Source organism: Micromonospora sp. NPDC002717 (genome assembly GCF_040295705.1).
Classification (GTDB): domain Bacteria; phylum Actinomycetota; class Actinomycetes; order Mycobacteriales; family Micromonosporaceae; genus Micromonospora.
In genome coordinates this window covers 31,903-42,985 of record NZ_JBEOVW010000042.1, presented here as the reverse complement: position 1 = coordinate 42,985, position 11,083 = coordinate 31,903, and the positions used below count along the sequence as shown (strand labels likewise).

8 protein-coding genes are annotated in these 11,083 nt (G+C 75.9%); all 8 read right to left on the bottom strand.

Going from position 1 to position 11,083, the window contains the following annotated elements; all coding sequences use genetic code 11:
- Positions 1-105: 105 nt before the first annotated feature.
- The 8 genes from ABT006_RS32565 to ABT006_RS32530 are packed head-to-tail and all read right to left on the bottom strand — an operon-like array spanning position 106 to position 11,076.
- Positions 106-927 carry an HpcH/HpaI aldolase/citrate lyase family protein gene (locus tag ABT006_RS32565; RefSeq protein ID WP_350712316.1) on the bottom strand — a complete coding sequence of 274 codons (822 nt, stop codon included), beginning with the start codon at positions 925-927 and terminating at the stop codon, positions 106-108.
- On the bottom strand, positions 928-2,145 hold the full coding sequence (locus tag ABT006_RS32560; RefSeq protein ID WP_350712315.1) for a CaiB/BaiF CoA transferase family protein: 1,218 nt from the start codon (positions 2,143-2,145) through the stop codon (positions 928-930).
- Positions 2,142-4,307, bottom strand: coding sequence for an alpha/beta hydrolase-fold protein (locus ABT006_RS32555; protein ID WP_350712314.1), 2,166 nt, complete (start codon positions 4,305-4,307; stop codon positions 2,142-2,144). The genes ABT006_RS32560 and ABT006_RS32555 overlap by 4 nt, the downstream gene beginning before the upstream one ends.
- 5 nt (positions 4,308-4,312) lie before the next feature.
- Positions 4,313-6,262 carry an SUMF1/EgtB/PvdO family nonheme iron enzyme gene (locus ABT006_RS32550; protein WP_350712313.1) on the bottom strand — a complete coding sequence of 650 codons (1,950 nt, stop codon included), beginning with the start codon at positions 6,260-6,262 and terminating at the stop codon, positions 4,313-4,315.
- A complete protein-coding gene (locus ABT006_RS32545; RefSeq protein ID WP_350712312.1) occupies positions 6,259-7,197 on the bottom strand; it encodes a PfkB family carbohydrate kinase in 939 nt (312 codons plus the stop codon). The genes ABT006_RS32550 and ABT006_RS32545 overlap by 4 nt, the downstream gene beginning before the upstream one ends.
- Complete coding sequence (locus tag ABT006_RS32540) at positions 7,194-8,588, bottom strand: ADP-ribosylglycohydrolase family protein (protein ID WP_350712311.1); 1,395 nt, start codon at positions 8,586-8,588, stop codon at positions 7,194-7,196. Before ABT006_RS32540 ends, ABT006_RS32545 begins: the two co-directional genes overlap by 4 nt.
- On the bottom strand, positions 8,585-9,781 hold the full coding sequence (locus ABT006_RS32535; protein WP_350712310.1) for an ADP-ribosylglycohydrolase family protein: 1,197 nt from the start codon (positions 9,779-9,781) through the stop codon (positions 8,585-8,587). Before ABT006_RS32535 ends, ABT006_RS32540 begins: the two co-directional genes overlap by 4 nt.
- A gap of 2 nt (positions 9,782-9,783) precedes the next feature.
- Positions 9,784-11,076, bottom strand: coding sequence for an ABC transporter substrate-binding protein (locus ABT006_RS32530; protein WP_350712309.1), 1,293 nt, complete (start codon positions 11,074-11,076; stop codon positions 9,784-9,786).
- Positions 11,077-11,083: the final 7 nt, after the last annotated feature.

Below are 11,083 nucleotides of genomic sequence, written 5' to 3'. Positions count from 1 at the left end.
CCCTCGCCGACTGGATCGCCACCCGCGGCTACGCCGCCTGATCCACACACCACCAACGACAAGGGCCGGCCCCGAACGGGGCCGGCCCTTTCGTCGTACGTCGGGTCAGGCCGCGTAGCGGGCGGCCAGGTCGACCGTGCGACGGGCGGCAGCCACCATCGCCCGGTCGGCGAACCGGCCGTCCGGCAGCACCACGGTCCCGGAGTCCCGGGTCTGCGCCTCGGCCACCGCGGCGAGCAGTTCCTCGGCCCGCGCGACCTCCCGCTCCGCCGGCCGGAACGCCTCGGCGATCACCGGTAGCTGGCGCGGGTGGATGGCCGCCCGACCGAGGAGGCCGAGCCGCCGGCCCACCGCGCAGGAGGCGGCCAGGCCGTCGGCGTCGGCCACGTTCGGGTACACCGACATGGCGGGCGGGGGCAGGGTGGCGGCGCGGGCCGCCACCACGATCCGGCCGCGCGCCCACGCCAGACCGGCCTCGTCGTCGACGCCGAGGTCGGAGCGCAGGTCGGCCTCGCCGAGGCCGATCGAGGCCACCGCAGGGTCGGCGGTGGCGATGGCGTACGCGGCCTCCAGGCCGAGGGCCGACTCGACCAACGGGTGCAGCGGGGTGTCCACCCGGGCGGCGAGGGCGGCGACGGCGGTCGCCGACTCCACCTTCGGCAGCCGCAGGCCCGCCAGCCCGGGGCGGCCGACCACCGCGGCCAGGTCGGCGTCGACGTCCGGGCCGGTCAGCTCGTTGACCCGGACCTGGACCGGCACGGGGTGCGACTGCCCGAGGAACTCGGCGACGGCCTGCCGCGCGTACGCCTTGCGGTCGGCGAGCACCGCGTCCTCGAGGTCGAGGATCACCGCGTCGGCACCGGAGGCGACCGCCTTGGCGAACCGGTCCGGCCGGTCACCCGGCACGTAGAGCCAGGTCAGCAGCATTCAGATCACCCCCTTCTCGCGCAGTTCCGCCAACTCGCCGTCGGCCAGGCCCAGCGACCGCAACACCGCGTCGGTGTCCTGGCCGTGCCGGCGCCCGGCATGCCGGATGTCCCCCGGCGTCTCCGAGAGCCGGAACGGCACGTTCTGCATCCGTACCTCGCCCAACTCCTCGTCATCGACGGTGCGGACGGTGCCGAGCGCGGCGTACTGCGGGTCGGCGAGGATGTCACGCACGTCGTAGACCGGGGCGACGGCCGCCTCGGCGGCCTCGAACGCGGCCACCACCTCGTCCCGGTCGCGCCGCGCGACCCAGGCGCCCACGGCGGCGTCCAGTTCGTCGGCGTGCGCGGCCCGGCCGCTGCCGGTGGCGAACCACGGCTCGTCCACCAGTTCCGGCCGGCCGACCAGCCGCAGCACCCGCTCGGCGATGCTCTGGGCGCTGGTCGACACCGCCACCCAGCGCCCGTCGGCGCAGCGGTACGTGTTGCGCGGCGCGTTGTTGTTGGACCGGTTGCCCAGCCGGGGCTGGACGTAGCCGAGCTGGTCGTACCAGGTGATCTGGGGTCCCAGCATCGCCATGATCGGCTCGATGATGGCGAGGTCCACCACCTGGCCGGCGCCGGTGAGGTCGCGGGCCCGCAGGGCCAGCATGACCGCGTACGCGGCGGCGAGCGCGGTGACCGAGTCGGCCAGCCCGAACGGCGGCAGCGTCGGCGGGCCGTCCGGCTCGCCGGTGGCGGCGGCGAAGCCGCTCATCGCCTCGGCGAGGGTGCCGAAGCCCGGCCGCCGCGCGTACGGGCCGACCTGACCGAAACCGCTGATCCGGGCGATCACCAGCCGGGGGTTGACCTCGTGCAGCTCGGCCGGGCCGAGCCCCCACCGTTCCAGGGTGCCGGGGCGGAAGTTCTCCACCAGCACGTCCGCGTCGGCGATCAGGCGGCGCAGCAGTTCGGCGCCCCGCGGGTCGGACAGGTTCAGGGTCACCGTGCGCTTGTTGCGCCCGAGCACCTTCCACCACAGCCCGACGCCGACCTTCGCCGGGCCGTGCCCCCGCGACGGGTCCGGCTTGGCCGGATGCTCCACCTTGACCACGTCGGCGCCGAAGTCGCCGAGGAACGCCGCCGCGAGCGGCCCGGCGAAGAGGGTGGCCAGGTCGACCACCTTCACCCCGTCGAGCGGGCGGGTCCGGTCGGCACCGGGGTCAGCTGGGCTGTTCACGGCGTTCCCTTCGTCGCGTCGACGGCGGCGAGGAAGACGTCGCCGTTGCCGAGCGCCGCCCCGCCCGACGTGGTTCCGGCGGTGAGCCCGGTGACCAGCAGCCGCCCGTCGGCGCCGAGGGTCGCGTAGACGTTCTCCTCGCCGAAGGCGTCGGCGGCGTCGTCGCGGGCGGTGCCGTACTGGGCCACCCCGGCCTGGCGGCCCCGCGCGTCCAGCCGCAGGGTCAGCACGTCCGCGCCGCCGACCGGCAGGCCGAGCACGCTGCCGGTGAAACCGACCACGGCGACCGCACCGTCGGGCAGCGCCACGACGTCCGCACCCGCGTCCGCGCCCCGCCCGCCGGTCACCGTCCGCCAGCGCTGCCGGCCGGTCCCGGTGTACGCCACGGTGAGCACGTCGCTGCCGCCGGCGGTGGCCTCGCCGCCGGTGGAGCCGGTGGTGACCACGAGGCCGTCGGCGCTGATCGCGACACCGCCGAGCAGGTCGTCGCCCGCGCCGCCCACCGAGGTCACCCACGTCCGGGTGCCGCTGGCGTCGAACCGGGCCAGCCACCCGTCGCTGCCGCCCAGCGCGGTGGTGTCGGGCAGGCCGGCGGAGGTGCCGCCGGCCACGTACACGCCCTCGGCGTCGGCCGTCACCGCGTACGCCTTGTCCTCGCCGGAACCGCCGAACTGCCGGCTCCAGGCGATCCGCCCGTCCGGGGTGATGCGGGCCAGGACCGCGTCCTTGTCGCCGGCGCCACTCTGCCCGGCGAACGAGCCGCTGGTGTAGCCGGCGACGTAGGCACCGCCGTCGGGGGCGGCCGCGACGGCGTAGAACCGGTCGGCCCTGGCCGGGTCACCGGCCTGGGTGAGCCAGGCCCGCTGCCCCGTCCCGGTCAACTTGACGACGAAGCCGTCGTCGGCGGGGCTGCCCGGGTGCGTCCCGTCGAGGTCGCCGCGGGTGTAGCCGGCGGCGACCACCCCGCCGTCGGCGAGCGGCACCACGCCGTGGAGGCGGTCGTTGGCGGCCGTGCCGAACTGCCTCGTCCAGGCCGGGGCCCCGCCCGCCGTGACGCGGCTGACCACGGCGTCCAGCCCGCCGGCGTACGGCTGGCCGGCGACCGGGCCGGAGGCGGCGTACCCGAGGGTGGTGCTGCCGTCGGGGTGGGCGGCCACGCCCCCGGCCCAGTCGGTGCCCACGGTGCCGTGCGGCGGCCCGGGCAGCCCGGCCGGCGGGGTGACGCTCAGCGTCGCCGCCAGGTGCCTCAGTCCGTCCGCGAAGGCGGGTCGCCAGACGTCCCAGTCGTGCCCCCCGTCGAGCACCCGGAACTCCGCGGCGATCGCGTCGGAGCGGCGCACGGTGTTGTAGAGGGTGGCGGCCTCGTAGTCGAGGTCGTGGGCGGCGTCGGCCGGGTCGGGGTTCGCCCACTCGTCGTCGCCGACCGCGACGTACATCCGCACCGGGGACTCCGCGTCCAGGCCCGGCAGCAGGGCCGGGTAGTTCAGTCGCCGGTAGACCTCGTCGGAGAAGCGCTGCTCGCCGGAGCCGAAGCCGCCGAACTCGCGCGCCGACGAGTCGGCCGGCGGCAGCGGCCGGTACACCGCCGGGCTGAGCACCAGCGCGTGGCCGAACAGGTCCTGGTGGGCCAGGGCGTAGCGCAGCGCGCCGGCGCCGCCCATCGAGTAGCCGCCGACCAGGCGCGCCCCCCGGTGGGCCGCGGTGCGGTAGGTGGCGTCGACGTGCCGCACCAGGTCCCGGGTGAGGGCGGTCTCCACCGGCCGGCCGGGTTGGTCCGCGCCGGTGTACCCGGAGTCGACGTACCAGCTGCCGCGGCTGCTCCACGGCGCGTCGGGCAGCACCGCGATCACCGGCGGCACGTCGCCGTCGGCGATCAGCCGGTCCAGGTCGGCCTTGACCCGGGTCCACGCCTGCATGGTGTCGCCCCGCCCGTGCAGCAGGTACAGCACCGGGTAGCGGCTCGCCGTCGCCTCGCCGTAGCCGTGCGGCAGGTAGACGGTGTAGTCGATCGGAGCGCCCAGCGCCGCGGAGGGCGCCGCGGCGGTGGTCAGCGTGCCCGCGCGGAGCCGCTCCGCGCCGGCCGCGCCGGGCACCGCGCCGGCCAGGCCGAACGCGAGGAGCACAGCGGCCACGCCGCCGCCGATCCGCCAACGTCTTCTCATCAGGGTCACTCCTCGGCGGGAAGGTCGGCGGCGCAGCGGAAGCCGACCTGGTCGGATCGGGTCAGGCCGGCGCCGAGCAGCAGCAGCTTCACCGACACGTCCGGCGGTTGCGGGCCGCCGTCGAGATACCAGTCGGAGCCCTCCGCCCGGTACGCGGCGCCACCCTTGAGGATCACGAAGCGGGTCCGCCCGTCGGAGTGCTCGCTCTCGGTCAGGTTCCACACCAGCGGTTCCCGGCGGTGCAGCAGCCCCGCCTCGGCGGCCACCTGCCACTCGTCCTCGGTGGGCAGCCGCAGCCCGGCCCAGGCCGCGTAGGCCCGGGCGTCGGCGAGGTCGACGCCGGTTACCGGGGCGTCGGCCGGGCCCTGTCCGGCGGTGAACCGCTCGGGGCGCGCCGGACGGTGGCCGGTGACGCGCAGGAACTCGGCGTACCGGCCGTGGGTGACCTCGTGGGTGTCGATGGCGAACCGGCCGAGCCGCACGGCGCGGCGCAGCGTGCCGGTGTGGTGCAGCCGGGGCGGCAGCGGCTTCCACTCGTCGACGTACGGGGTCTCGCCGTAGAGCCCGGTCTCCCGCACCCGGTGGCGCACGAGCAGCTCCCGCCGGCCGCCGTCGACCGCCACCATGCCGTCGGGCACGTCGCGCCGGGGCGCCCCCGGCACGCGCAGCCGCTGCGCCGTGCGGGCCGGGAAGGACGGGTCGCCGACCGCCGCCGGGTGCGACGGCACCGACGCGTCGGCGGTGGCGACGACCGCGGCGACCGCCCCGGCCGGCAGCGGACCACCGACGGTGACCGTGCCGTCCGGCTCGGCGGTGACGGCCAGCTCGGCGCCGGTGACCAGGTCGACGAAGCGCCGGCCGGGACGCGGTGCGGTACGCAGCCACGGCCCGTCGTGGTCGTCGCCCCGGTTCGCCACCGTCCACAGCGGCTCGCCGTCGTGCGTCCAGCGGGACGCGTACACCTGACCGTAGCCGGGGTGGTCGGCGAGCGGGACCCAGTCCTCGGCGCGCAGCCACGCGGCGTGGCTGGCCTGCACCCGGCGCATCGCCCGCAGCACGGCGCGGTCCCGGTCGTTCCAGCCCACCCAGACGCCGAACACGCTCTCCCAGACCAGCACGCCGCAGCCGTTGAGCCAGGCGGAGTGCAGCTCGTCGAGGTGGCTGCGGTGCCAGCGGCGGGTGTGGTGCAGCATGTGCCGGCGCTCGAACCACTTGGCGCGCAGCACGCCGGGGACCTCGGAGTCGGCGAACCACTGCGCCCACGACATCGCGTGGTCGGCGATGCGGGCCAGCGGCACCCGGCTCTCGCCTTCGAGGACGATGCCGGGGCGGACGGCGTCCAGCTCCCGGCGCAGCTCGTCGGCGCCCTCCTTGAGGGTGTCGAGGAAGACCCCGTCGACGCCGAGCTTGCCGGCCAGCGCGGCGACCTCCTGCGCGTCGGTGCCGGCCTCGCGCCGGGTGCCGGTGTCCCACGGGTTGTAGTCGACGAACACCCGCACCCCGCGCCGCTGGAAGGCGCGCACCACCTCGGGCAGCTCGGGGACGTCGCGGTAGAAGTCGAACTGGTTGCGTTCGTCCAGCCCGATCACCGGGTACGCGTGCCACAGGACGATCCCGTCGAAGCCCCCGAAGTCCCGCTCGGCGGCGTCGAGGAACGCGTCGACGGTGAAGACGCCCCGCTCGTGGTCGTAGAGCGTCTCGTCCCACAGCCAGGCGAGGCAGACGCTGAAGCAGTCGCCGGGGATCTCGTCGTAGTGCGCGCCGGTGTAGCCGAGGCGGGCACGGGCGTCGGCGCGCCAGCGGGTGAGCTGCTCCCGCCAGGCCGGCCAGTCGGCCGGGTCGTCCGGGGCGGCGAAGATCTTCGCCTCGTCCAGCGTGGTCAGGTCGGCGTGCCCGCCCAGCGGGACCTCCGTCGGCCGGTCGATGGGGCGCGGCACGTAGGGGTTGAAGCTCACGGGGCACCTCGGTAGGTCGCGGCGTACAGGTCCTCGATGGCGGCCCGGTCGGGCAGCGCGGTGGACGCGCCGGGGCGTTGCGCGCACGCCGCGCCGGCCGCGCAGGCCCAGCGCAGGACGGCGGCGACGGCGCCGGCGTCGCGCGCGGCGCCGCGTTCGGCCCAGCCGACGGCGAGGGCGCCGGTGAAGGCGTCCCCGGCGGCGGTGGTGTCCACCGCCGCGATGCGCGGCGCCGGGATGTCCAGTCGCGAACCGCGCCGGTCGGCGTACGCGGCGCCCCGAGCGCCGAGCGTCAGCACCACCCGGGGCACCAGCTCCAGCAGCGCGTCGAGCAGGACGGCCGGCTCGCCGGCGGCCGTCGCGGCGACGACGGCCGCCTCGTGCTCGTTGACGACCAGCACGTCGACCAGCCCGAGCAGCTCCGCCGGCAACGGCGCCGCCGGCGCGGCGTTGAGCACCACCGTGGTGCCCGCGGCGCGGGCCCGGCCGGCGGCCTCCACCACGGTCGGCAGCGGCACCTCCAACTGGAGCAGCAGCACGTCGGCCGCGCCGATCGCCGCCCCGTCGGCGGCGTCCAGGTCGGTCAGCGCGGCGTTCGCGCCGGGGGCGACCACGATGAAGTTCTCCGCCGCCCGGTCGACCCCGATCAGGGCGACCCCCGAGGGGCCGGGGACGGTACGCAGGCCACGCACGTCCACCCCGGCGGCGACCAGGTTGTCCCGCAGCTGCTGCCCGAACTCGTCGGCGCCGACGGCGCCCACGAACGCGCAGTGCGCGCCCGCCCGGGCGGCGGCGACGGCCTGGTTGGCGCCCTTGCCGCCGGGCACGGTCCGGAAATCCTCCCCGAGCACCGTCTCGCCGGGGCGGGGCAGCTGCGGCGCGGTAACCACCAGGTCCAGGTTGGCGCTGCCCACCACGACGACCCGCGCGCTCACGCCGGCCCGCCCTCGGTCGTGGCGACGCCGACGGGCGCCCCGGCGGCACCCGGCTCGGCGAGGGCGACGGTGCGGGCGGCCAGCTCGTCGAAGCCGATGCCGTCGAATCCGGCGATGCTGCTGGCGAGCCGGCCGCGCAGCGGGCCGACCCACCGCTCGGGCAGCCCGGACGCGCCGGTCAGCGCCCCGGTCACCGCGCCGACGGTGGCCCCGGTGGAGTCGGTGTCCCAGCCGCCGCTGACGACCGCGCAGATGGACCGTTCCAGCTCGCCCCGCCCGTACGCGAGGGCGGCGGCGACCAGCGCGGCGTTGTTGCGCACGTGCACCCAGTGCAGGTGGCCGTGCCGGGCGTACAGCTCGTCCATCACCGCCTCCCAGTCGTCCGTGCGCGAGCCGAGGGCGCGCGCCTCCCGGACCGTGGCGGCGAACCGGCTGCGCGGCGGCAGCACCGCCTCGCCGGCGTCGAGCACCTCGTCGACGTCGCCCGCCACCGTGGCGGCGGCGGCCAGGGCCGCGACCCACATCGCCCCGTACACGCCGGCGCGGACGTGGCTGACCGTGGCGTCGCGCCAGGCCAGCTCGGCGGCCAGGTCGGGGCGGCCGGGGTTGACCCAGCCGTACACGTCGGTGCGGATCTGGGCGCCGATCCACTCCCGGAACGGGTTGTGCCGCCGCGCGGTCCCCGGCGGGGCCAGCCCCAGCAGCAGGTTGCGGTAGGCCACCCGTTCGGCGGTGAAGACCCGCCCGCCGGGCAGCCAGTCCAGCCACGCCTGCGCCACGTCGGCGCTGGTGAAGTCCCGCCCGTACGTCTCCAGCACGCGCAGCGCCAGCAGCGCGAAGTTCAGGTCGTCGTCCTCGGGCATCCCGTCGATGTTCTCGGCCAGGCTGGTCGGGGCGCTGCGCCGGTTCCACGGCCAGCGGCCCGCCACGTCGGCGGGCAGCCCCCGGGCGGTGAACCAGTCGCGCAGCGGCCAGCGGCCGGTGGCGACGAGGATCTCCCGGATCCCGTGGCGGGGGATCTTCTCGACCGGCTTGCCGAGCAGGCAGCCGGCCGCCCGGCCGAGCCACGCGCCGTGCACCCGGTCGTACGCGGCCGGGCCGGCGGGCAGCGACCACTCCGCCGGCCAGGTGGCGCGGACGGCGGCCAGTTCCTCGGGCTCGTCGGGGCTGCCGGCTCCCGGCAGCGCGTCGGCCTCGTCGAGCAGCCGCGTGGCGAGGGCCCGCAGCCGGGGTGCCGCGGGCGTGGGCGACGCCCCGCTGACCGGCGGGGTGAGGTCCCCGCCGGCCGCGCGCCACTGCTCGGCGATCGCGCCGACGTCGCGCCCCTCGTCCCGGCTGGCCGCGATCTCGTGCGGCAGCAGGTCCTCGGGCTGCACCCAGGTGATCCTCACCGGCCCGACTCCCCGGGCGCCTGCTCCGGCCCGGCGGGGTCGGCGCCCCGCGCCGGAGCGTCGGCGAGGCCGGCGAAGCGCTCGGCCCGGCGGGCGAAGCGCTCGCGGTCGCGGTCGAAGACCTCCGTGGCCACCGCGGCGAGCACCCGGGCGGGCGCGACCAGGTCGGTGCGGGAGGCGGTGGCGACCGCCTCCGACCACTCCGCCGGCACCGCCGCCGCGCCGCCGAGCGCCCCGGCGATCGCCGCCGCCATGGTGGCGGTCGAGTCGGCGTCCCGGCCGTAGTTGACCGCGCCGAGCACCGCGGCGCGGAAGTCGCCGCCGGCCACCACCAGCATGCCGATCGCCACCGGCAGTTCCTCGATGGCGTGCAGCCGGCTCGGCCGCCGGGCGCCCAGCCCCGGGCTGCGGTACTCCTCCCCCACCGTGTCGAAGGGGGCGACCGCACCGCGCAGCGGGCCGATGGCGGCCCGCCAGTCGTGGTGGCCCCGGGCCTCCTTGACCACCGCGTCGATGGCCGCCCGGGTGCCGTCGCGGGCCAGGTCCAGCGCGGCGGCGACCACGTCCTCGACGCCCGCGCCGGGGGTCGCGGCGGCGGCGACCGCGGCGGCGAAGACCGCCGCGGCCTCCCGCCCGTAGCTGTGCTGGTGCGCTCCGGCGATCTCCACCGCCTCGGCGTACGCCCCGGCCGGGTCGCCCGCGTTGACGATGCCGACCGGGGCCATGTACATGGCGGCGCCGCAGTTGACGATGTTGCCCACCCCGCCCTCGCGGGGGTCGGCGTGCGCGTGGTGCAGGCGGGTGACCAACCACCGCTCGGCGGCGGCGAGCCGGTGGAAGGTCACCCCCTCGCGCTCCAGGTCCGGGATGTACACCACCCGCTCGATCAGGTCGGGGACGAGCAGTTCCACCACGTCGTAGGCGTCCAGGTGGTCGCGCTTGGCCGCGTACGCCCGCACCAGCGCGTGGGTCATCAACGTGTCGTCGGTGATGTGCCCGTCACCCTTGTGGTACGGCGCGAGTGGCCGCGCGGTCGCCCAGTCGGCGTGGTACGGGGGCACGATGCCCTCCACCCAGCCGCCGAAGCGGGCGCGGATCTGCTCCGGAAGTGCCGTCTCGGTCGCCCCGCCGAGGGCGTCACCCACGGCGGCGCCGACGAGACATCCGACCGACTTGTCGAGAAGGAGAGACATGGTTACCTCAGAACCTGCTTGCCACCGTCGACCAGCTGCGTGCCGAGCTGGTCCAGGGTGATCTTGTTGGCGAAGTACTGCTGGAGGGCCGGGGTGGCGTACTTGGTCTTCCACTCCGGGTAGCCGTCGGCCTTCTGGAACGGCGCGACGGTCAGGTCGGCGGCGCTGTCGGCGGCCACGTCCCAGCCCTGCTTGCCGCCGGTGAGCTTGACCAGCTCCTCGTTGGCCTGCCTGCCGGTCGGGATCAGCCAGTCGCCCTTGGCGAGGGTGGCCATGTTGGTCGGGTTGAGGAAGAACTCCAGGAACTGCGCGGCCTGCTTCTTGTGCGCGGAGTCCTCACTGACGGACAGCGTCTGCGGGTTCGCCGCGTGGGTGGCGGACAGGCCCTTCAGCGGCGGCAGGGTGACCCACTCGAAGCCGGCCGGCGCCTGCTCGACCATCTGCTGACGCAGCGACACCGAGCCGGGCAGCATCGCGTACTTGCCGCCGAAGAAGCCGGGCAGGGTGTCCGCGCCGCTCATCCCGAGCGCCTCCGGCGAGGCCGACTTCGCGGTGTAGATCATGTCGTGGATGCGCTTCGGGACCTCCTTCTCGGCGTCGCCCACCTTGACCTCGGTGCGGCCGCCGTCGGTGTGGAAGAACTTCCCGTCGAAGTTGAGCGCCAGGTTCAGCACGCGGTTGGTGGGCGACTTCAGGGCCCAGGCCGCGCCGTACTGACCCGGCTTGGTGAGCTTCTGCGCGTTGGCCTGGAACTCGTCCCAGGTCCAGCCGCCGTCGGCCGGCGGCACCGCGATGCCGGCGGCGTCGAGCAGCTTCTTGTTGGCGATGACGACCTGCGACTCCAGCAGGAACGGCACGCCGGTGATCTTGCCGTCGTAGGTGACGGTGTCCCAGATGCCCTGGTCGATCTGGCCCTTGAGGTCGTCGGAGACGAGCTTGGACAGGTCGGCCAGGTAGCCCTGCTTGCTGAACTCGCCGATCGCGGACGCCTCGTAGTGCACGATGTCGGCCGCGTCGCCGCCCTCGAAGGAGGTGAGCAACTGGTCGTGGACGGAGTTCCAGTCGCCCTGGACGTACTCGACCTGGATGTCGGGGTGCTCGGCGTTCCACTTGGCGACCAGGTCCTTGTTGGCCTGGAGCGACTCCTTCTGCCAGGCCAGGCTGAGGAATCGCAGCTTGACCGGGCCGGACGTGGACTCGTCGTCGCCGCCGTCGCCGCACGCGCTGAGCGCGCCGAGGCCGACGACCGCGACCGCGGCGGCCGCGGCGAGTCGACGGAATCTGGTACGGAGCATGGGGGTT